The organism is Amycolatopsis sp. TRM77291 (assembly GCF_054166285.1).
Genome location: NZ_JBSZHF010000001.1, coordinates 2,617,769 through 2,641,534 on the forward strand (window position 1 = coordinate 2,617,769; position 23,766 = coordinate 2,641,534).

A 23,766-nucleotide genomic window follows, 5' to 3' on the forward strand; every position below is an offset into this window, starting at 1 on the left:
AAATTTAATGACCCGCCGATAGCGTCCGTCGAAGATCGAAGTCTCTTTTTGCGGGGATCATGCGTGGCCCCAACGGGAATTCGTCCGAACGCACTAGTTCGTTTCGACCGTTCGATCGTACTTCTTTCGTCCACGCTTCACCGCTCGATCCCCTGCGAGACAGGGATTGCCGGGTCCAAGTAACCGAATTCGCTGATCCAGAGGGGGTCGGGGGCATGTCTGCCTTCGTGTGGGCTCGTCCGGTTCGTCATCGCCACAAGGCCGTGGTGGTGCTGTTGTTCCTGGCTTTGGTGGCGATGATGGTCCCGAGTGCGGGCCCGCCCGCCTCGATGCGTGTGGCGGGGCAGGCGTCAGGTGCGGATGGGGCGGTGGCCGCGCCGGAGCATCCCGAGGGGACGGCGTTCGATCCGAATCAGATCAAGGACATCAAAGCCGCCGATCCGGGGGCCGGGGTAAACCTGATCGCGCCACCGTCGGCGAACAGCTCCGGCGATGCGCGGATGTCCTACCCGATCGAGGTGCCCAAGGGACGGGCGGGCCTGGAGCCGAAGCTGGCGGTGGCGTACAGCTCCGCAGGCGCGAACGGCTGGCTGGGTGTCGGGTGGGATGTCGCCATGCCGGCGATCACGGTCGACACCCGCTGGGGAGTACCGCGGTTCGACGCGGCTCTGGAGACCGAGACCTATCTCCTGAACGGTGAGCAGCTCACGCCGGTCGCCCATCGGGGCGAGTTGCAGAAGAGGTCGGCGGAGAAGGTGTTCCACGCCCGCGTGGAGAGCCGGTTCGACCGGATCGTGCGCCACGGGGACAATCCAGCCGGTTACTGGTGGGAGGTCACCGACAAGGCGGGCACGCGCACGGTGTTCGGCGGGGCCGAGAACACCACGCTGACCGATGCCGCGGGACACGTGGCGACGTGGGCGGCACGCGAGGTCCGCGACACCAACGACAACGTGATGCGCTACCACTACGCCCGGGTGGAAGACGGCGGCACCGAGAAGTCGACGGTGCCGGGCAGTGCCCTGTATCCGCGGCGGATCACCTACACCGGACATGGCGACGCCGAGGGCCGGTATTCGGTGACGTTCCTGCGCGACCGGGACCGGGGTGAGCCACGCCGCGGCGACGTGCAGATCGACGCTCGTGGCGGGTTCAAGAAGGTGACCGCCGATCTGCTGCGGCGGGTGGAGGTCAAGCTGGATGACCAGCTGATCCGTGCGTACGAACTGAACTACCGAACCGGTGCCTACGCGAAATCCCTCCTCGCCTCGGTGTCGCAATTCGGTGAGGACAACAAGCTGTTCAACACGCACTCGTTCGACTATTTCGACGAGGTGCGTGACCAGGCGGGCAACTACACCGGGTTCGCCGGCGCCGCCGGTTGGTCTGTCCCGGACGACGACCTCGGCGTGAACATCCGTGAAGGTGAGGCGAGTGCGATCTCGGCGAACACCTCCGTCGGATTCGGCGCGCACTTGTTCGCCGGCTACAACGTGCAGGGGCTACCGGTCAAGCAGGGTGGCGTCGGGTTGAAGGTCGGGTTCAACGCCGGCCAGTCCGATGGCCTGTCGGCGCTGGTGGACGTGAACGGCGACAACCTGCCGGACAAGGTTTTCCGCAAGAACAACGAAGTGCACTTCCGCCCCAATCTGAGCACCCCGGGGGGTGAGCCGAAGTTCGGTGACACGCCGATCAGGTTGCGCGACCTCCCGGGGATCTCCTCCGAGCGGACGTTGTCGGGCACGATCGGTGTCGAGGCGTTCGTCCTCACTGTCGCCGCGCAGCTGGACTTCATCGGGACCACGACCACGTCGGACCGGTTCTTCAGCGACGTCAACGGTGACGGCCTCACTGACCTGGTCAACAACGGCGGTGTGCTGTTCGGCTATCTGGACGCCAACGGGCAGCCCGCCTACACCGCCGATTCCACCCGCACCCCGGTGCCGGTCGGCGGTGGGGCGGTGACCGGCGAGATCGTCGGTGACCAGACAGCGCAGTTCAACCAGCAGGTCGACAACTCGCCGCTGCTGGACTCGGTACGCCGCTGGGTCGCGCCGTTCGACGGCACCGTCCGCGTCGACGGCCGGGTGCAGCTGACCGTGGACCCGTCGCCCGCGCGCGCCGCGTACACCAAGGCCGACGGTGTGCGGGTCACCATCCAGGCCAAGGACACCGAACTCTGGGCGCAGCGAATCGGCCCGGACGACCACACGGAGTTCACCCCGGCCAATGTGTCGGCGGTCGCGGTGAAGAAAGGCGACGCGCTGTACTTCCGCACACAGTCCATTCTGGACGGAAAGTACGACACGGTGGCCTGGGATCCGACGATCACCTACACCGACCTGGCGGCCGGTACGGACGTGAACGGGATGGCGAATACCGTGTTCCGTGCGTCCGCGGACTTCACGCTCGGCGGCCGCTCGTCGCAGGTGATGGTGCCGGTGACCGGCAAGCTCCGGCTGACCGGCGACGTGGTCAAGAGCAAGGTGACCTCGGACGACGTGGCCGTGGTGATCACGAAGGGCAACGGGGTACACGCTCCGGCGGAGGTGTTTCGGAAGGTCCTGCCTGCCGGGTCGACCGGGACCACCACGATCGACATGAGCCTACCGGTGAGCCAGTTCGAGAAGATGTCATGGCATATCAAGACCGACTCCCCGATCGACGTTTCCGCGGTGTCCTGGGTACCGAAGGCGCACTACACGGAGGCGCCGGGGGTGGAGTCGCTGGTCGACGACAAGGGTCAGCCGAGCCTGGTGATCAGCCCGCCGTACGACGTGGACATGTATCCCGCCGATACCCTCAAGGCGCCGCAGCAGACCTACAAGGTGACCAAGACCGGCAAGCTGCGGGTCCGGCCGGGTGTGAAGCTCAACTTCGGCTTTCCCGGAGCGACCAAGATCGCGTTCACCGTCAAGAAGCGCGGCGGGCAGCTGCTGGGGAAGCGGGTCGTCGACATCGTCAACGGGCAGTACGGCTCGCCCGGCCAGGATCTGGACGTGGTCGTCCCGGTCACCGAGGGCGACGAGCTGTATTTCGACCACGCCACGACGGATCCCTACCTGTTCGGCTTGATCGCCGAACAGTCCGCGAAGGTCACCTACGACCTCTCGTCCCCATGGCCGACGTTCAGCCCGGCGCCGAGCGCGGCACACGGCTCCGCTCAGCAGGGTGCGTTCCCGCAGCCTTACCGCGGCTGGGGTGTGATCGGCTACCAGGCCAACCGCGACCGCGCCACCCAGCCCATCAAGCAGGCCGAACTCGCGATCGACCAGAGCTTCAAGGACGCCCTTCCCCGGGAACCCAAGGAAGCCGACGTCGCGGGTTTCGCCGCGAACCCCCGGATCACCATGCCCCGGCTGGCGATCTTCGCTCCGAACCCGGCCAAAGGCGGTTGGGCCGCCCAGGACGAGTCGTCCTGGTTCACCTCCACCATGGCGACCAGTTCCCGGCTCGGCGCGGACACCATCGACGTGGTCACCGATGCCGATGTCGCCGGTGACCGCACCGTGATGCGTCGCGGCGTGACCGGTCAGGTGTCCGGCACGCTGTCCGCCGGCCCGTTCGGGGGTACGGTCGTCGGTGGGATCACCGCGGGTTCCGTCGACTACGTCGACCTCAACGGTGACCGCTTTCCCGATGTCGTCGGCGCCAAGGAGATCCAGTTCACCGACATGAACGGCGGGCTCGGCGCTCGACGTGGCACGCTCGGTGGCAACGTCCGCGAGTCCGACACCTTGTCCGGCAACGTGTCCTACTCCGCAGGCAGTGAGGCAGCGACACTGGCCAGTGCGCAGGGCCTGGCCGCTCCGGAGGCAGGCAGCAGCAACAACACCGCCACCTCCGGCCCGGTCCAACCGGCGCTCGGGATCGGAGGCAGCCTCGGCGGCGGCGAGTCCGACACCCGCGTCGACCTCGTCGACATCAACGGCGACGGTCTGCCGGACAAGGTCTTCGCCAACGGCGACGCCCAGCTCAACCTCGGCTACAGCTTCGCCGCCAGGGAACCCTGGTCAGCGGGACCGATCAACGACGCCTCCACCCGCAACCTCGGCGTCAACCTCGGTTTCAACGTCGACAACTACGGCTTCGCCGGGGGACTGTCCGCCGAACTGGGCACTTCTTTCACCAACGCGAGCATGCTCGACGTCAACGGCGACGGTCTCACCGACCGCGTCTTCACCGATGGCGCCAATCCGATCAAGGTGGCCGTCAACACCGGCACCGGCTTCACCGCGCCCACTCCGTTCCGCGGCGGCTTCACCGACATCGCCGTCGACAAGAACGCCACCCTCGGTGCGGGTGTCTACTTCACGTTCCCAGTCCCCACCCCGGTCGGCACCTTCGTGTTCAACCCCGGCGTCAACGCCTCCACGAGCATCAGCCGTGCCGAGATCGGCCTGCGTGACATCAACGGCGACGGCCTGGCCGACCATGTCAAATCCACCCGGGACAACGAGCTGCTGGTCGCGGTGAACAAAACCGGCCGCACGAACCTGCTCCGCACGGTGACGCGGCCGTTGGGCGGGAAGATCGATCTGGACTACACCCGTACCGGTAACACGCAGGCGACGCCAGAGTCCCGCTGGGTGCTGTCCCGCACCAGCGTGTCCGACGGTCATCGCGGTGACGGAGCCGATACCCAGCTCACCACCTATCGCTACGAACAAGGGAAGTACGACCGGCTCGAACGCGAGTTCCACGGCTTCGGCAGGGTCGTCACCGAACAGCGTGACCCTGGCGCTGCCGAAGCGCTCTATCGCTCGACCACTGACGAGTACCGCACTGACGGTCCGTATACCCGCGGATTGCTCGCTCGCACCCTCGGCACCGACGGTGCGGGACGGCCGTTCACCGAAACCGTCAACACCTATCAGCTACGCGACACCGCACCGGGCAGCGTGTTCGCAGCTCTGTCCCGGGTGGACAAACGCTTTTACGAAGGTGCCGAGAACCCTGGCAAGTCCACCTACACCGAAATGTCGTACGACGACTTCGGCAACTTGATCCGCTCGTTCGACGCCGCCGACGAAGGCGTCGCCGACGACGTGGAGACCACCTACGGCTACACCGCGTCCGACCCGGCCTGCCGGGCGCGCAACCTGGTCGGTACCGCGAATCTGCTCGAACAGCGCGGCGGCGCCGACCTGTCGCGACACAGGGAATCCACAGTGGATTGCGTGACCGGTGCGGTACGGCAGGTCCGCGCGTACCTCACCTGCACCACATCGGCCGACACCGACCTGGAGTATTACCCGGACGGGAACCTCAAAGCGGTCACCAAACCGGCAGGCAAGTCCGGTCAGCGGTACCGCCTGGAGTACGGCTACGACACGCTCGTCGGCGTCCACATCGAGTCTATTGTGGACAGCTTCGGGCTGCGGTCGGGCGCGACGCACAACCTCAAGTACGGGCAACCGGACCGCACCACCGACCAGAACGGCCAACAGGTGCTGCGCGCCTACGACAGCGTGGGCCGGTTGGACACCGTCACCGGTCCGTACGAGATCGGGTCGGGCAAGGTCACGATCGACTTCGACTATCACCCCGAAGCCATCGTTCCGTATGCCACCACGCGTCACCTCGACCGTGATGCCACGGGTGTCCGTGAGGACACCATCGACACCGTCACCTTCACCGACGGTCTCAAACGCGTTCTCCAGACCAAGAAGGACGCGTCGGTCGCGAACAATCCCGGTGACACCCCCGACCAGGTCATGACCGTCTCCGGCCGAACCAAGGTCGATTTCGCCGGCCGCGTGGTGGAGCAGTATCACCCCGTGACCGAGCCCAAGGGTGACGGCAACACCACGTTCAATGCCGCCTTCGACACCGTGGCGCCTACCCGCACCTCGTTCGACGTGCTGGACCGGCCGGTCAAGACGGTCGCGCCGGACGCGGTCACGACCGACATGGCCTATGGATTCGGACCCGACCGCGCCGGTGTCACCCGGTTCGAAACCATCGCGACGGACGGCAACGGCAAACAGAAGCGCAACTACGCCGACCTGCGCGAGAAGACCACCGCGGTCAAGGAGTTCAACCCGGCCGGTGGACAACCGGTGATCTGGACCAGCTACGGCTACGACGCGCTCGGGCAGATCACCACCGTGGTGGACGACAAGAACAACACCACCCGCTCCGAGTACGACACCCTCGGCCGCCGGACGGTGCTCGACAGCCCCGATGCGGGCCGCACCGAGACGCGCTTCGACCTGGCGGGCAACCCGACGGCGAAGATCACCGCCGGCGGCAAGCAGATCGAGTACGACTACGACCACAGCCGCATCACCGCGGTTCGTTACCCGACCTTCCCGGCCAACAACGTCACCTACACCTATGGCGCATCTGGCGCGCCGGACAACGGCGCCGGGCGGATCACCGAGATCCGCGATGCGGCCGGGACCCTCACTCGTGGTTATGGCCCGTTGGGCGAGACCACCCGGGAGACCCGCACCATCAAGATCGCCGGGCAGGCGGACCGCGGCTACACCACCGGGTGGCGCTTCGACGCCTTCAACCGTGTGCTGCAGATGACCTATCCGGACGGCGAGCTGCTCCGCTACGACTACGACACCGGCGGCCAGGTCACCCGCGCCACCGGAACCAAGAACGGAACCGACTACGTCTATCTTGGTCGCCTCGACTACGACAAGTTCGGCCAGAAGGTGCTGCAGCAAGCCGGTAACGGAGTACGTACCACCTACACCTACGACCAGGCCGACCGCAGGCTCGCCACTCTGAAGTCGAAGACGCCGGGTGCCACCGAGTTCCAGAACCTCGGCTACACCTACGACAACGTCGGCAACATCACGCAGCTGACCAACAGCACGCCACAGAACCCGACGATCGGTGGTCCGAGCAGCCAGACCTTCGGCTACGACGACCTGTACCAGCTCACCTCCGCCAGCGGCCAGTACACGACCAAGAGCAACCAGCAGGACAAGTACACCCTGGCGTTGAGCTACGACTCCATCCACAACACCACCGGCAAGACCCAGCACCACGAGATCACCGGCACGACCACTCAGGCGGCGGCGCTGAACCGCGGGTCCAGTCCTGTGTCGCCGGTCGGTGGCGGCGGAGGGAGCCCGGCGTCGCTAGGCCCGCTGTCCACCGGGCCGATCGAGGCTGCTGGGAGCTACGACTACAAATACGACTACGGGAGCGGAAAACCCCACGCACCGAGCAAGGTCGGCCCGATCACTCATGCCTACGACACGAGCGGAAACCTCACCGACACGGTGAACACCGCCTCGGACGGCAAACGACGCCAGTACGTTTGGGACGAGGAGAACCGGCTCGCCTGCAACCAGGACACCACCACGGCGACAGTCCCTCAAACTCCGGGAGGCTGCCAGGACGCCACCGTCGCCTACACCTACGACGCGGCCGGCGAACGCGTCATCAAACAGGGCGACAGCCTGTCGCTCTATCCCAACCGTGGCTACAGCGAACGTAACGGGACCGGCTTCAAACACATCTTCATCGGCGACAGCCGCCTCACCACCAAGACCGTCGCGGCCGGCGACCCCGAAGACACCCAGTCCTACTTCCACGCCGACCACCTCGGCTCCTCCGGGTACGTCACCGACAGGCAAGGCAACGTCACCGAACATCTCGAGTACATGCCGTTCGGGGAAACCTGGGTGGAGGAGCAGGCAGGCCAGAGCGATACGCCGTACAAGTTCACCGGCAAGGAACTCGACGAAGAGACCGGCCTCTATTACCACGGTGCTCGCTACTACAACCCGAGAACGCAACTCTGGGCGAGCGCGGATCCGGCGCTGCCTGAGTACCTGGACTCCGACGTCGCGGGTGGCATCACCAACCCCCGCAACCTCGCCACCCACACCTACGTGCACAACAACCCGGTCATCCTGACAGACCCCACCGGGAAGAGTCCTTCCGAGCGCACCCCGGGAGTCGGGCAACTGGACGACACTGAGATGGCGCGAATCAATCACCAGTTCAGGGAAGAATTTCCGCTACTTAACGGGCCGCCGAAGACGACATACTACAAAATCCCGGTTACCGTTGCGGAAAAGGCCTTGCTTGAAGGGCTGTCCAACGAAAAGAAGGGCAGATATGTTGAGATCTACTTTGAGGCCATAAACACTACGAAGGCACTTTTCGGAGAATCGTATGACTATGGCAATGGTGAAGATGCGACGCAGGACGGGGCCATCGGCAACGCGTTTCAGCATGCGTACTGGAGCGCCCTGCTGACGGTATACTTCGGTGAGGCGGATGCGAAGAAGTTCACCGACGCTCACGAGATGGAGGAGGGCAACGCCGATAATCGGGGACTGATGGACTTGCACAACAACTGGATAGGCCGGACCATCGGCAAGGGATTCAGTCACGAGCAGTTCGTCAAAATAGTCCCCGGTGGTAGAGGTGTCTATACGGATTACTCGGCTCTCAGCGGTGCGGTCAAGGCTGCGGTCGAAATGGGACGAACGATCATGATGATCGATCCAGAAAATGGAAACAGTCCACTCGTATGGACGGGGCCAAAGGCTTAGTCATCGACTTCGGCCAGGGTGGTGCGCCCATCAACGGGGTGCACCAGCCTGGCCCTTTGGCCTACTCGGGCATCGGCAGGCGACGCCCCCGGCGATACGTTCGCGGCCACCAGCGGTCGGTTGTCCGATCCCCGTCAGGTCATCCGCGCCACCATTCCTGTCAAGGCGATCCCGTGGTCGATCGTGGCACCTGATGGTGGCTGCACGCCCATGACACGGCTGGAAATCACCGACTGGTCCACACCCGGCGCCATAGGTAGCTCTGCGGGCGGGACCGAAGCATCGGGGTGACGGATTCAGTTGAACGTTGACGAGGACACCCACGAACCCGACGGCGGCGCGGACCTGCTCGTCGAGGTCACCTACCTGCTCTGGGCGTTGGTGTACCGGTCTCACACGACGCGACTCGCCGTAGCCGGGTCTCGGTCCGGGGAGGAGCCCGCTCAGGTGGACCACGCTGGTCCCCTTGAGCAACTGAACCTCCACGTCGAGCGTGAATATGCCACTTCGGCTATATTACTGTCATGGCATCTACCTTCGCCGTGCTGGCGGATCCGAGTCGCCGCGAGATCCTCGACCTGCTGCGTGAACGCGAGCAGCCGGTCGGCGACCTCGTCGACCGGCTGACGCTGACCCAGCCGACCGTGTCGAAGCACCTCAAGGTGCTGCGCGAGGCCGGCCTGGTCGAGGTGCGCACGGACGCCCAACGCCGCTGGTACCGCGTCAACCCGCGCCCGCTGGCGGAGGTCGAGGCCTGGCTCGCGCCCTATCGCGCGATGTGGGAGAAGAGCCTGGACGCGCTCGAACGCCGACTCGACGAGATCGAAGGGGACTGACCCGTGGACGCGGAACTGCAGATGATCGAGGGCAAGCCCGTGCTGCGCTTCGAGCGCCGGTTGCGGCACTCGCCGGAGAAGGTCTGGCGGGTGGTCACCGAACCGGCCGAGATGAAGCACTGGTTCCCGGCCGAGGTCACGATCGACGGCCGCACCCTGCGGTTCACCTTCCCGGACGCCGCCCTGGTCGACGCCGACGGCGGCGAGGGCGAACTGCTCGAGTCCGACCCGCCGAAGGTCTTCGCCTTCCGCTGGGCGAACGACGTGTTGCGCTTCGAGATTCTCCCGCAGGCCGACGGCTGCCTGCTGGTGTTCACCGCCGTGGTGTCGTCGAAGCTCTCCGCCGGCCGCGACGTCCCCGGCTGGATCACCTGCCTGGACGCCCTGGTCGCCCACGCCGACGGCACCGAGTTCAAGCCACCCACCGAATGGCTCTCGCGCATCGAGCACTACATCGCGAAGTTCGGCCTCGACGAGGGCACCGACAACCCGGATGGCATCCACTTCGCCCGCGACCTCGTCTGGACCCCGCTCGACGACGTCTGGACCCTCCTCACCGAAGGCGCCACCGACACCGTTCCCACCCGCGCCGCCCACCCCGGCATCACCCCGGGCAGGCTCACCCGCTCCGAAGCACCCCACCTGCTGGAGTACGAGTGGCTCCAGGACGGCGTTCCACAAGGCGTCGTGCGCTGGGAGTTCAAACACGAACACCTGCAGGGCACCACCGTGACCCTCTTCCAAGAGAACGCACACGGCCCCGAAGCCCTCGCCGCCTGGCACGTGCACATGGAACTCTTCTTCGCCGCCACCCAAGGCGACATCCGCTGCCCCTGGCCCACCGCCCGAGAGGAGGAGCTCGCCAAGCGCTACGCCGAGCAGTGACCACGCCGACACCGCTGATCAGCATCCGCTCCTTCCGGCTGCCGACCGTTTCCGGACGATGTGGTGACGGCACCCGCCGCATGTCTGTCCAATATGGACATTTTGCACGGGCCGTGCGCTCCGTGGGCCTCGGCTGAAACCATTCGGCGGTGGTCAGTCGCCCTTGGCCAGCCGGTCGTTGATCCGGCGGGCGAGATCACCGGTGAAGCCCGCGGCCGGCATGGTGTGGCCGAGAGCGGTGACGATCGTGTCGAGATGGGTGTCCACGGTGCCTTCGATCAACGTGGTGAGTGTCGCGGTGGTGGATCGGGCCCGGCTCCACCCCACCGCGATGGTGCCGATTCCGGCCAGCGCCGCGGGAAACCAATGGATCCCTAGGCCGAGGTACAGCACGCCCCAGCCGACGAGCCTGGTGGCCGACCTGAACTGGGATTCGGCCGCCTGCACCGGAGTGCGGACCGTTTCCGGGACCAGTAACCACAAGCGCGGCCACACCAAACCCAGATCGAGTCCGTGGTACTGCCCGGCGATCCGGGCGTTCAGCAGCCGGAACCGCTCGCCGATCCAGGCCGGATGCCGTGGACGGTAGGCGGCTACCGGGTCCACCCCCGCCCTGGCCGCCGCTCGATCGAAGAGCCTGCCGCGTACGGCCACCAACCCCCGTGCGAGCCAGGCAGCAGGCCCGCGCCACGGTCTGGTCCAGACCGCCTCGGCCAGGCTGCCGACCGCCTGCGCGGCCATGGCCGTCGCCGTGGCACCGGCCAGCACGAAGACCGCCGTCGCCGCGACCGGCACGCGCGGCGCCTCCCGCACGATCCAGCCGGTCACCGAGACAAGGTCGAACGCGGAACGGTGGCCCAGCCGGACCGCGCACACCGCCGCGGCGATGAACAGCGCCCCCGGCAGCACGAGGGTCGCGACCCATCGCTCGGCGAGCTTGCCGCTCAGAGACGATAAGAAGGGGTTCATGGCGTCGCGCCGGTCGGAAGCATCGGCTCGTTGTCGAACAAGGCGCAGACGGGCGGGTGCCCGTTGTCGTCCCGATGGTCGTGGCGCATGCACAACCCGCGCGGGCAGCTGTACTCGCCGCGTCCGGTCCGTGGCAGGTGGGTGCTCCGCGTACTGGGATATACGGGCATGCGGTCGGGAGTGCCCGCGTTCCTGGTCGGCTCCGCCGACTCGGCATCGAGCAGGTCGAACTGCCGGCACGCGTCCAACGCCGAACCTCCCGCGCGCACGCGGGAGGCGGTGCGTTCCAGCCGGTCGGTCCACCGGCCGGCGATGGCGGCCTGGCGCAGATCCGGCATGGCGGTGCACCACAGAACGAGCGCTTGTCCCTCGTCGAATGCCGCCACTTCGCCCCTCCCTTGTGCCATCCTGAATCGTCTACCGCACCGTAGTGGGTGGCGAGGGGAGGAGTGAGCATCTCGCTCTTGGAACGCATCCGACGTTGCCTGGAAACAAACGAATCCGACGAGGTCACCACACCCGAGGCCGTGGCAGACGCCGCTCGCTTGGTCGTGCCCGCCATCGGTACCAGCTTGCCTCCCGAGATGCTTCGAGAACTCGGAATGCTGCACTGGCTGCGGCATTGCGCCCTGCCGCCCGGCGGTATCGGGCCTGATATCCAGATCTGTACGGAACTGTTCGCCCCGCTTGCCGAATCCTTCCCCGGTGTGGTGCCACCACCGGTGCTCAGCTGGCTTCAGGAAAACCGCTATCCGGGTTTGACGCCCGCGGAACTCGGTCCGTTCTACGCGTCAGTGATCACCGACGCCGCTTTGACGGCCGCGGATCCCGGCTTGACAGAACTGGGGATAGCCGCGTGTCGAGCCGCCGTCGACGCCGGCGGTGGGGTCGACCGTCCGGCGCACCTGTTCAACCTGATGACGCTGCTGAACCAGCGCTTCGAATGGACGGCCGCCGAGGCGGATCTGGACGATGCCGTGGCGGCGGGCCGCGCGGCACTCGAGTCGGCCGAGCACCCGATCGCTTCGGCGGTCCGGTTTCCCCTCGGGCTCGCTCTGCTCACCCGGTTCGGCATCCGAGGGCGGGAACGGGACCTCACCGACAGCACGGTGCTCCTGCGCGATGTGGCGTCGTCTCTGCCGTCCGGTGACCCGGACCGCGTGGCCTGTCTGTCGCAGCTCGCCTTGGCATTGGAGACCCATTGCAATATCGGCGGTCCGCTCGCCGTGGTCGAGGAGTACGTCGAGGTGACCCGGGAAGTCCTCGCAAGCTGCGCTTCGGACGACCCGGCATTCGGTGAAGCACTCCTGTTGCGAGGCAGTGCCCTGCGGGTCAGGTTCGTCCGTACGGGCGATGCCACCGACATCGCGGAAAGTGTCCGGTACCTGCGGGAGGCGCTGGGGAACCTCCCCGAGGGCTGTGAGTCGCATGTCCCCGCGCTGCTCAACCTCGCAAGCTCGCTCCAGACCCGGTTCTCGTATGCCTCGGTGTTCAGCACACCTGACGGTCCCGACAAGGCCGATCTGGCCGAAGCCATCGCCCTGGCCAGGGAGGCCGACGCGGCCGTTGGAGAAGGCCACCCGTTGAGGTGGGCGGTCGAGGCCACGCTGACGACCGTGCTCCGAGCCGATGACGCGGGCCATGCCGAGGTGACACGGGCGGCAAGAGCGGCCTTGGCGGCTCTGCCCGCGGACAGCCCGCTTCGGGGGACTGCGCTGCTGTCCCTCGGTGAGGCACTTCGCCGCCAGTACCGGGCCTCCGGTGGTGAGGAGTTCCTCCGGGAAGCCGTGGACGTCCTTCGTGAGGCGAAGACGGCCGGCGCAGGCGGTCCGCTCGGCCGGACGCCGATGCTCACGGCCCTCTCGATGGTGCTGTACGAGGCGGTCAAGCTGGCGGACGCCGACGGCGAGATCGATGACGGTGAGCTCGACGAAGCCATCGAGACAACGAGAGCGGCCGCGCAGGACATCCCCGATGACACGGTGATCCGCGGCCAGCAGCTCTGGCAGCTGGCGGAACTGCTGCGGTGGCGCTTCCTGCGCACCGGCCAGGCCACTAATCTCGACGAACGGATCGAGACGCTGCGGGCGACGGTGCCGCTGGCCCCCGACGCCTCCGCGTTGACGCAGTGTTTGTCCGCGCTCGCGGACGCACTCAGCCTCCGGTACAGCCGGAATCCGGACCCCGCCGACCTCGACGAGTCCGTCGCCGCGTTGTGCCGGGCCGTCGAGTCCCTGCCCGCGGACGACCCCCGACTGCCCGACCTGCGGGCGGACGCCGCGTTGGCGCATCTGCAACGCTTCGACGCCAGGGGCGAGCCTGCCGACAGCGAGACGGCGACCCGGCTGATCCGCTCGGCGCTCGCCGCTACCGGCTCCGGCGGCTCAAGTCGCTATCGAATACTCGGCGTTCTTGCCGCGATCCTCAGCTCGACAGCCACCTCCGAGCGCGACCCCGAGAAGCTGACCGAAGCCATAGAAGCCTGCCACGCGGCGACACCACCCGGCGCGGTTCCGAAGGTGTCAGTCACCCTCACCCTGGGCAACGCGCTCATAGCCCGCTACGAGAACACCGGTGCCGAAGCGGACCTGGAGGCGGCGGCCACGACCTTGCGGTCCGCTTTGGCGCACGCGACCGGGTTGAACCGGCTCATGCTCGTGAACAACCTCGTCCAGGTGCTTCGCATCCGCTTTTTCCGCCACGGCGACAAAAGCGCACTGACCGAGGCGATCGACAGGGGGAAGGCAGCCCTGCGGGAAAACCCCGACGCGTTGCTGCTGGCGGGTAATGTCGCGGCCGCACAGACCGACCGGTACGAATGGGCCCGCGACTCCGCCGATCTCACCGAGGCCGTCGACGCACTGCGGTCGGTGTTCGGCCGGGCCCGGCCGGACAGTCCGGATCTGCCGACGCTCCGGTTCTATCTCGGCTATGCCCTCCGGGCCCGTTTCCAGGCCACGGCCTCGATCGCGGATCTGGACGAGGCGATCGCGGTGCTGCGGCCGAGCCTCGCGTCGGCCAGATCGCGCGACCAGAAGGTTCAAGCCGGCATGATGCTGGGAATCGCGCTGTCGCTTCACGGGCAGTGGTCGAACGACCAGGTCGCGCTCGCCGAGGCGAGCGAATTGCTGCGGGTCGCGGCTGACGGGCTACCCGTGGCGAGCCCGGGCCGGAACACGGCCGGGATCTTCTTGGCGAGCACGCTGCGCCTGCGTTTTCTCAACTCCGGAGAGGAGATTCTGCTCGCCGAAGCGATCGAGATCGGCAGGGAGATCGTCCCGCGCACCCAGGACGAGGAGACCAACCGGGCGTACGCACTGATCACGCTGGGCACCCTGCTGGCCCTGCGGTTCGAGCGGACCGGCGACGTCGGGGTGCTGACCGAGTCGATCGAGGTGCTGCGTCGCGGGGTGGCCGCCGCGGGCACGAACAACGCGATAACGGCGAACGCGTTGTCCGAGCTGGCGCACGCACTGCGTGGCCGGTACAGCATCCTGGCGGAGTCCGCCGATCTGGACGAGGCCATCGAGGCCGCGGAGCGCGCCACGACCCTGCCGGGCACGACACCGGCCGAACGGAGTGCCCAGTTCACCGCACTGGCCGTCGGCCTGCTGACCAGATCGCTGGCCACCGGCGATCTCGACGACCTCGACGCAGCCGTCGACCTGGGGCGCGAGGCGGCCCGCGCGCCCAACTGGCACGTCGCTTCGGCGGTCAACCTGATGACGCTGGGACTGGCACTGTGGTCCCGATTCGATCGGACCGGAACGGTTTCCGACCTCAACGCCGCCATCGACGCGTTGTTCGAGGCGGCGGAGGACGCCCATCCCGGGCACATCATGCGGCCCATCATGCTGACCAACCTGTCCAACGCGCTTCGGACGCGGGCGGGTCTGCTCGGCTCGGCCGCAGACCTCGACGCAGCCGTGGACGCCGGGCGATCGGCCGTCGCGACCGCGCCTTCGGACCATCCGGCGGTGTCGATATGCCTGATGAACCTCGGGACCGCGCTGCACATCCGGTACCTGGAAAAGCAGGACACCGCGGACCTCGACGCCGCGGTCGCGGCCTTGAACGAGGCGGTGGACCGCAGCACGCCCCAGAGCCCGAACCGGAGAGAGATCCTGCTGAACCTGGCGGGGCTGCTGCGCACCCGCCGTGACCGGCGTCCGAGCCGGGACGCACTGGACCGGGCCGTCGCACTCGTCCGGGAGGCCATCGCGATCACCGACGTCACGCACTCGATGTACCCGGTGTGCGTCCTCAGCCTCTCGACCGTGCTGCACACCCGGTACGACCGCGGTGGGGACGACGCGGACGCGGCCGAATCGATCGAGTCGGCCAGACGGGCGATAGACAGGATGACCACCGGTGACCCGCGAGTCGCGGTGGCCTGGGTGACGCTGGGAAGGCTGCACGAGCGCAGGCGCGTCGAAGGCCGGCGCGACGCCGACGCCGCGGTCGCCGCCTACCGAACGGCGGTCGAATCTTCCGCTGCCGCACCGACGTATCGGGCGGCCGCGGCCAGATTGTGGGCCGAGTCGGCCGTCCGGCACCGCGATTGGACCTCCGCGACGGAGGCCTTCGGCGTCGCTGTCGCGCTGCTGCCCCATGTGGCCTGGCACGGCATCGAACGCGACGCGCGTGAGCGCAGGCTGACGATGTGGGAAGGCCTGGCTAGATCGGCCGCCGCCGCGGCACTGGAGGCCGGTGACCCCGGCCGTGCTGTGGAACTGCTCGAGCAGGGCCGCTCCGTGTTGTGGTCGCAGGCACTGCAGACCAAGGACGACCTGTCGATGCTGCGGGAACGTGACCTCGCGTTGCACGATCGCCTGCGCGCCGTGGCGACGAAGCTGGCGGCCACGACCGCGCCCGACATTCCGGAGCCCGCCGCCACGACCGATCCGTGGAGCGACCCGAGCCAGCGTATGCAGTCCGACCGGATCAAGCTGGCCGAGGACTGGGACCGGTTACTTGCCGAAGCACGCGCCTTGCCCGGACTGGAATACCTACTGCGGATCCCGCCGCTGGCCACCCTCCGCGAGGGCCTGCCCGACGGTCCCATAGTCCTGCTCAACGTCGACGAAGCCCGATGTGACGCCTTGATCGTGCACCGGGACCGCGACGTCGAGCACGTCCCGCTGCCTGATCTGTCGTACCTGGAGGCCGGACGACGGGCAGAGGGATACCTGCGGGCGTTGAAGCTGCTGGAAAACCCCGGCGGACCCGGCGGCCTCGCCACCACCGGCGCCAAACAAACGGTGCACGCGACCCTGGAATGGTTGTGGGACACCGTCGCCGATCCGGTGCTGACCCGGTTGGGCCACACCGGGCACGATGAGCCGTTGCCACGACTGTGGTGGTGCCCGACCGGATCACTGACCCTCCTCCCGCTGCACGCCGCCGGTTACCACGACCCGGCCGACACCCCCGCCGGACGCACGGTGATCGACCGCGCTGTGTCGTCCTACACACCGACACTGCGCGCGCTGGCGAAGGCGAACACCGCGAGCGCTAGCGAGCCCGCCGACCGACATATCCTCGTGGTCAGCATGCCGGAGACCCCGCCGGTTCCCGGTAGTCCGGACATGTGCCCTCTGCCCGGCGCCCGGGCCGAAGCCGAGTTCATTTCTCGTGCGCCCTCCCTCAACAGCACGTTGCGTGTCGCCGACGCCGCCACCCACGTCGCGACAACCGCCGACCTGCGCACCCATGCCTACGCACATTTCGCCTGCCACGGCGGGCAAAACCTGCGGCAACCGTCAACCGGCAGCCTCTACCTGTGGGATAAACCGCTGACCGTGCTCGAGGTCGCCGAACTGGATCTCGAGCACGCCGAACTGGCCTACCTGTCGGCCTGCAGCACGGCGATCGGTGGCACGAATCTGCCCGACGAGGCCATCCACCTCGCCGCGGCGCTCCAGCTCGCGGGTTACCGGCAGGTGATCGCGACCCTGTGGACCATCACGGACCGGACCGCGGCCGAGGTGACCGAGATGATGTACACCGGACTGCTCGGACCTTCGGGTCTGCGTCTCGACGACACCGCCCACCTGCTCCACCGCACCGTGCGCGCCTTGCGCGACTCGGCCCCCCGCAACCCGGCCATCTGGGCGCCGTATGTCCACTTCGGACCGTGACGGAACTGGTTCTGACCAGCACAAAACGCCTGCGCGGCAGAGGGGGCGTTCAAAGCTCGCACGTGAGCCTGAACGCCCCCTCGTGAGCTGGCCGCTCAGGACTGCCGGGGCTGCTCGCGCCACCAGCGCTGACCGGCTTCGGGCAGCGTCGAGATCGGGTCGTAGTAGGGGTAGCGGCGCTGTAAGGCTTCGGGGTCCTCGTGCTCGATCCCGGTGCGGTAGTTCTTGGTCCAGTAGGAGATCCCGAGCTCGCGGTCGTACTCGGCGAGCTGGTGCACCCAGCGCTTCCCGACGTAGGGCACGTCGCACACGATGCGCGGCGTCGCGTAACCCGGCAGGTAGCCCATGATCGCGTGCTGCAGTTCCTGTGCCTCGTGCACGGAAACCCGCCAGTGCTCGGCGTTCGGGATCATGTCGCACATGTAGAAGTAGTACGGCAGGATGTTCGCCTCGCCCTGCAGCGCGAAGCACAGGTCCAGCAGTTCGGCGGGGGTCGCGTTGACGCCCTTCATCAGCACGCCCTGGTTGCGCACGTCGCGGACGCCGACGTCCAGCGCGGTCCTGGCGGCCTCGGCGACGAGCGGGGTCACCGACTGGGCGTGGTTGACGTGGGTGTGGATCGCGAGGTTGACGCCGCGGCGCTGCGCGGTGCCGGCGACGCGTTCGAGGCCTTCGACGACCTTCGGCTGGATCCAGTGCTGCGGCAGGGCGGCGAGCGCCTTGGTCGCGAGCCGGATGTCGCGGACGGTGTCGATGTCCATCAGCCGCATGAGGAACGACTCCAGCTGCGGCCACGGCACGTTGGCGACGTCGCCGCCGGAGACCACGACGTCACGCACGCCCGGGGTCTTCTTCAGGTACTCGATCATCGCGTCCTGGCGGTCGACCGGTTTGAGCGAGAGCTTGTGCTTCTCGATCTGTTCGGTGGAGTTGCCGACCAGGTCCATCCGGGTGCAGTGCCCGCAGTACTGGGGGCAGGTCGAGATCATCTCGGCGAGGACCTTGGTGGGGTAGCGGTGCGTCAGCCCCTCCACCACCCACATCTCGGCCTCGTGCAGGGAGTCCCGTTCGGAGTGCGGGTGGCTCGGCCACTCGGTGTCGCGGTCGCTGCGCACCGGAAGCATGTAGCGGCGGATCGGGTCGGCGTACCAGGCCTCGGTCACCTTCGCCGGGTCGGTGCCCGCGTTGGGCGCCATCGTGTTGATCATCTGCGGAGGCAGCAGCATCGACATCGTGGCCATCTCGCGCTGGTCGGCGAGCATGTCCTCGTAGAAGCGCTCCTCGAGCTGGTCGCCCATCAGGGCGCGCAGTTGCTTGGCGTTGCGGATGCAGTGCACTCGCTGCCACTGCGCGTCACGCCACTCTGCCTCGGTCACGTCGTGCCAGCCGGGGAAGCGGCGCCAGTCGGGTTCGATCAGCTCGACCCGGGTGTAGTCGTAGGGCTGATCGTAGGCGGCCACCGGCGAGGTCGGTTCCTGGATCGCAGTCACTTGTACTCCTCGTCGTCGGAAACGCGTGAAAATATCCTGTCACATCGTTCGGAAGACGTAAATATTCCTGTCTTGCGTGGTGTGTCGAAATCTCGCCGACCCGCTGGTCGCGCGGTCGCGCGCACGCTGCAAACTCGGGAGCGTGACGAACGCGCGAACCACGCTCCTGCTCGGCGGGCGTATCTACAGCCCCTCGGCCCCCGACGCCACCGCGATGGCGATCACGGGCGGCACCGTCGTCTGGGTGGGGCAGGACGGCCCGGCCAAGGCCCTGCATCCCGATGCCGAGGTGGTCGACCTCGACGGTGCCTTCGTCGCGCCCGCGTTCGTCGACGCGCACGTCCACGCCACCGCGACCGGCCTCCACCTCACCGGGCTGAACCTCGCGAACGTCCGCGGCGCCGGCGAGCTACTCGCCGCGGTCCGCGATGCCGTCCGCCCCGGCCAGGTGCTCGTCGCGCACGGGTGGGACGAATCCCGCTGGACCGACGGCAGGCTACCCAGCCGAGCGGAGATCGATGAGGCCTCGAACGGGGCGCCGGTGTACCTGAGCCGGGTCGACGTCCACTCGGCGCTCGTCTCCAGCGCACTCGTCGCGCTCGCCTCGGGTGTGCGCGAGGCGCCGGGCTGGTCGGCCGACGGCCCGCTGACCCGTGATGCCCACCATCTCGTGCGTGCGGCGATGCGCGAGGCGATCACTCCGCAGCAGCGCCGCGGCGCCCAGCGTGCCTTCCTCGCCGAAGCCGCCGCGCGCGGAGTCGTCAGCGTCCACGAATGCGCGGGCCCGGACATCTCCGGCGCCGAGGACCTCACCGACCTGCTCGCGCTCGCCGCCGAACCCGGACTGCCGGAGGTCGTCGGCTACTGGGGCGAACGCGGCGGCATCGACACCGCCCGGGCGCTCGGTGCCAGGGGAGTCGCGGGCGACCTGTTCGTCGACGGCGCGCTCGGCTCCCGCACCGCCGCCCTGCACGAGCCGTACACCGATGCCCACGGCACCTCCGGAACGCTCTACCTCGACGCCCCCGCCATCGCCGAGCACATCAGCGCCTGCACCGAGGCAGAGCTCCAGGCCGGTTTCCACGTCATCGGCGACGCCGCCGTCGCGGAGGTCGTCGAAGGGTTCCGGCTCGCGGAGAAGACCGTCGGACGCCGGGCGCTGGCCGCCCGTCACCACCGGCTCGAACACGTCGAGATGATCGACGCCGACCAGGCGAAGGCGCTGGCCGGCTGGGGTGTCGTCGCATCGGTCCAGCCGCAGTTCGACGCGGAATGGGGCGGCGCGCACGGCATGTACACCGACCGCCTCGGCGCGGAACGGGCCGCGAAGCTCAATCCCTTCGCCGCTATGGCCGCCGAAGGGCTCCTGCTCGCCTTCGGTTCCGACGCCCCTGTCACGCCGGTCGACCCGTGGGCCACCGTCCGCGCCGGGACCTATCACCGCACGCCGGGCTCGGGCCTGTCCGCCCGCGCGTCCTTCACCGCCCACACCCGCGCGGGACACCGCGCCGCCGGGGTCAACGACGGCGTCACCGGCAGCCTGGTCCCGGGCGCCCCCGCGCACTACGCGATCTGGGACGCCGAAGACCTCGTCGTCGCGACACCGGACTCGCGCGTGCAGCGCTGGTCGACCGACCCGCGCGCGGGTGTGCCCCCGCTGCCGAACCTCGCGGAGGGGGCGACGCTGCCCCGGTGTCTGCGCACGGTCCGCGGCGGACAGGTCATCCACGATCTGTTCACCCGCACGGCCTAGGGTTCAGTAGTGTCCACGACCGTGACCGACCCGGACCCCGAAGCGGCACCCCGGAAGCGCTTCTCCCGCGCCTGGCTTGTGCGTTTCCTCGTCGCCGCGGCGTCGGGATTCACGCTGTACCTCAGTTTCGCTCCGCGTCCGCTGTGGTGGCTCGCGCCGCTGGCGTTCACCGGCTTCGCCCTGGTGGTGCACGGACGGAGGTTCCGGGGTGCGTTCGGTTACGGGTTCGTGTTCGGGATGGGATTCTTCCTCCCGTTGCTGACGTGGCTGCTGGACTTCCTCGGGCCGGGCTTCGGGCCGTGGCCGTGGCTCGGGCTGGCGATGGCACTGTCGGTGTACCTGGGTTTCGGCGGGGCTTTCGCCACCGTGGTGTGGAGGCTGCCGCTCGGACCGCTGTGGGCGGCACTGGTGATCATCGCGCTGGAGACACCGCGCACCTGGTTCCCCTTCGGTGGCTTCCCGTGGGGTCGCGTCGCGTTCAGCCAGCCTGAAGGCGCCTTCGTTTCGCTGGCCTCGATCGGCGGCGCGCCGCTGGTCGGTCTCGCCGTCGTGGCGACCGGGTTCGGCCTCGCGGCACTGTGCCTGCGGCTGAAGGGCGCGGACCCCCGGCGTTCCCTGGTGGCGGCGTCGGCGCTGACCTTGGTGCCGGTGGTGGCGGGCCTCGCGGTGTGGCCGACGATCGGCACCGAAGCCCAGGACGGCGAACTCACCGTCGCCACCGTGCAGGGCAACGCCCCGGACATCGGCCTCGCTCTAGAAGGCCGCCGCGACGAACTCCGGAACAACCACCTCGCCGAGAGCGCCCGCCTGCTGGACAAGCTCAAGGCGAGCAACACCAAGGTCGACCTGCTCGTCTGGCCCGAGACCGCGATGGCCATGCGCACCGGCGACGCCGGCGTCGATCAGATGGTCCGCGACTACGGCACACAGGCGATCATCGGCGCGCTGGTCCGGCTGCCCGACGGAAGCGCGCAGAACTCGGCGCTCGTCTGGGATCCGGTCACGGGGCCTGGGCAGCGCTACGCCAAGCAGCAGCTCGTCCCGTTCGGTGAATACGTCCCGGCCCGTGAGCTCGCGAAGCTGGTGACACCGTTCGTCGACAGCGTGGCGAACATGACACCGGGTGACGGCGCCAACGCCGCCCTGTCGGTCGCGGGCACCAAGGTCGGCGTCTTCATCTGCTACGAGACCGCGTTCGACTACCCGGCCCGCGAATCGGTCGCCGACGGCGCCGAACTGCTCGTCGTGCCCACCAACAACGCCTGGTACGGGCCGGGGGAGATGAGCTACCAGCAGCTGGCGATGTCGCGGCTGCGGGCGGTCGAGCACGGGCGCGCGGTGATCGTTTCCGCCACCAGCGGGGTCAGCGCGATCGTCGCGCCGGACGGTTCGATCACGGCCTCCACCAGCCTGTTCACCGCAGACTCCCTGGTGGGGCGCGTACCGCTGAGGCAGCAGACTACGCTGTCGGATCTACTCGGTGTGACGACGGAGTACGGGCTGCTCGCCCTGGCGATCGCCGGGGTTACCGGCGGGTACGTGCTGCGTTTCCGCACCCGGCGCGCGAGCGCCGCCAAGGCAACGAGGGAAGCGGCGGGCTGACCCGCCGGAACACGGAGGAAAAGCGGATGGCGCAGGCGCCACGGGGGGCCCAGGGAATCGACCCGGTGCTGGTGGTGGTCCCGACGTACAACGAGCGGGAGAACATCGGCCCGATCCTGGAACGCCTGCTCGAAGCACTCCCGGAGGTCAACGCCCTCGTCGTGGACGACGGCAGCCCGGACGGGACCGGCGACGTCGCCGACGAGCTCGCGAAGGCCGACGAGCGGATCCACGTCATGCACCGGACCGAGAAGGCCGGCTTGGGCGCCGCGTACGTCGCCGGTTTTCGCTGGGGTCTCGCTCGCGACTACGCCACCATCGTCGAGATGGACGCCGACGGCTCGCACGCGCCGGAAGACCTGCCGCGGGTACTGGCCGCGCTCGAGGACGCGGATCTGTCCATCGGCTCCCGGTACGTTCCCGGCGGCAGCACGGTGAACTGGCCGTTCCAGCGCAAGGCGCTGTCCTGGGTGGCGAACCTCTACGCGAGGATCGCGCTCGGCACGAAGATCAAGGACATCACCGCGGGTTTCCGCGCGTACCGCCGCACGGTGCTGGAGAAGCTCCCGCTCGACGAGATCGCCTCGCGCGGCTACTGCTTCCAGATCGACCTGGCGTTCCGCACGGCGCTCGCCGGGTTCGAGGTGGTCGAGGTGCCGATCACCTTCACCGAGCGCGAGGTCGGCCAGTCGAAGATGAGCGGTTCGGTCGTGCGCGAGGCGATCGTCCTGGTCGGTCTGTGGGGGCTCAAGCGTCGCTGGCAGCAGCTTCGCGGGCTGGCCAAGAAGGGCTGACCCCCAGCACGCTCACGCCGAGCTTCCCCAGCTCCTTCACCGTCGGCTCGTCCGGGGCCGCGTCGGTGATCACACCCGCGACGTCGGACAGGGGGAGCACGGTGAACGGCGAGGCCGCGCCGATCTTCTCCGAACTGGCCAGCACGTAGGTGTCGGCGGCCCGTTTGGCGAGGGTGCGTTTCATCGCGGCCTCGTCGGAGTCGCCGGTGGTGAGCCCGGTCTCGGGATGCACGCCGGTGACGCCGAGGAAGAACAGGTCGGCGTTGATGCCCTCGGCCGCCTCGGCCGCGGCCGCCCCGCAGGTGACGGCGGAGTGCTTGAAGAGCCGTCCGCCGATGAGGAACACCTCGACCTTCGGATGCGTGACGAGTGCGGCCGCGACCGTGGGGCTGTGCGTGACGATCGTCGCTTCGAGGTCGACGGGGAGCGCCTTCGCCAGCGCGAGCGCGGTCGTGCCGCCGTCGAGGATGACCGTCGATCCCAGGTGGATCAACGCTGCTGCACGTTTCGCGATCCTCTCCTTGCCCGCGACGCTGACCGCCATGCGCGTCGCATAGTCCGCGGTGGCCGGGGAGACCGGCAAGGCTCCGCCGTAAACCCGCTGACAGAGCCCGGCGTCCGCGAGTTCTCGCAGGTCACGGCGGATGCTGTCCTCCGATATGCCGAGCTCGGCGGCGAGATCCTTGGCCACGATGCGGCCTTCGGTCTTCAGTCGTTCCAACAGCAGGTCTCGTCGTTGCGCAGCCAACATGTGCACGTTCCTCCTTGT

Annotated in this window: 11 protein-coding genes; 7 read left to right on the plus strand and 4 right to left on the minus strand. The window is 68.0% G+C overall.

The annotated features are described in order from the left end of the window. Positions 1 to 215 precede the first annotated feature (215 nt). From ACXIZN_RS12340 to ACXIZN_RS12350, 3 genes are all read left to right on the plus strand, one after another. Entirely contained in the window at positions 216 to 8,528 is an 8,313-nt protein-coding gene (locus ACXIZN_RS12340; protein ID WP_457954433.1) for a SpvB/TcaC N-terminal domain-containing protein, read from the plus strand. Between the two features lie 524 nt (positions 8,529 to 9,052). Continuing rightward, positions 9,053 to 9,364: an ArsR/SmtB family transcription factor gene (locus ACXIZN_RS12345; RefSeq protein WP_065917074.1), complete on the plus strand. Its 312-nt coding sequence runs from the start codon at positions 9,053 to 9,055 to the stop codon at positions 9,362 to 9,364. Between the two features lie 3 nt (positions 9,365 to 9,367). Next, complete coding sequence (locus ACXIZN_RS12350; RefSeq protein WP_457954435.1) at positions 9,368 to 10,249, plus strand: SRPBCC domain-containing protein; 882 nt, start codon at positions 9,368 to 9,370, stop codon at positions 10,247 to 10,249. A gap of 153 nt (positions 10,250 to 10,402) precedes the next feature. Here the strand turns inward: ACXIZN_RS12350 and ACXIZN_RS12355 are convergent, their stop codons facing one another. Continuing rightward, positions 10,403 to 11,218: a hypothetical protein gene (locus tag ACXIZN_RS12355; protein WP_457954437.1), complete on the minus strand. Its 816-nt coding sequence runs from the start codon at positions 11,216 to 11,218 to the stop codon at positions 10,403 to 10,405. Further along, complete coding sequence (locus tag ACXIZN_RS12360) at positions 11,215 to 11,604, minus strand: hypothetical protein (RefSeq protein ID WP_457954438.1); 390 nt, start codon at positions 11,602 to 11,604, stop codon at positions 11,215 to 11,217. The genes ACXIZN_RS12355 and ACXIZN_RS12360 overlap by 4 nt, the downstream gene beginning before the upstream one ends. 198 nt (positions 11,605 to 11,802) lie before the next feature. Here ACXIZN_RS12360 and ACXIZN_RS12365 point away from each other — a divergent pair, with 198 nt between their 5' ends. Next, the gene (locus ACXIZN_RS12365; RefSeq protein ID WP_457954439.1) at positions 11,803 to 17,358 is read left to right on the plus strand and encodes a CHAT domain-containing protein; all 5,556 of its coding nucleotides are present in this window, start codon (positions 11,803 to 11,805) and stop codon (positions 17,356 to 17,358) included. Positions 17,359 to 17,453: 95 nt separating this feature from the next. Here ACXIZN_RS12365 and ACXIZN_RS12370 read toward each other — a convergent pair whose 3' ends face one another. After that, positions 17,454 to 18,848 carry a KamA family radical SAM protein gene (locus ACXIZN_RS12370; protein WP_457954440.1) on the minus strand — a complete coding sequence of 465 codons (1,395 nt, stop codon included), beginning with the start codon at positions 18,846 to 18,848 and terminating at the stop codon, positions 17,454 to 17,456. Positions 18,849 to 18,990: 142 nt separating this feature from the next. Here ACXIZN_RS12370 and ACXIZN_RS12375 point away from each other — a divergent pair, with 142 nt between their 5' ends. From ACXIZN_RS12375 to ACXIZN_RS12385, 3 genes are read left to right on the plus strand one after another with little or no spacing between them, the layout of a single operon-like run. Continuing rightward, positions 18,991 to 20,601: an amidohydrolase gene (locus tag ACXIZN_RS12375; RefSeq protein ID WP_457954444.1), complete on the plus strand. Its 1,611-nt coding sequence runs from the start codon at positions 18,991 to 18,993 to the stop codon at positions 20,599 to 20,601. Between the two features lie 9 nt (positions 20,602 to 20,610). After that, positions 20,611 to 22,203, plus strand: a complete 1,593-nt coding sequence (lnt, locus tag ACXIZN_RS12380; RefSeq protein WP_457954446.1) for an apolipoprotein N-acyltransferase — start codon at positions 20,611 to 20,613, stop codon at positions 22,201 to 22,203. A gap of 26 nt (positions 22,204 to 22,229) precedes the next feature. Next, the gene (locus ACXIZN_RS12385) at positions 22,230 to 22,997 is read left to right on the plus strand and encodes a polyprenol monophosphomannose synthase (RefSeq protein WP_457954448.1); all 768 of its coding nucleotides are present in this window, start codon (positions 22,230 to 22,232) and stop codon (positions 22,995 to 22,997) included. On the opposite strand, the gene ACXIZN_RS12390 is transcribed toward ACXIZN_RS12385, so the two are convergent. After that, entirely contained in the window at positions 22,951 to 23,748 is a 798-nt protein-coding gene (locus ACXIZN_RS12390) for a DeoR/GlpR family DNA-binding transcription regulator (RefSeq protein WP_034320699.1), read from the minus strand. The genes ACXIZN_RS12385 and ACXIZN_RS12390 overlap by 47 nt on opposite strands. Positions 23,749 to 23,766 lie beyond the last annotated feature (18 nt).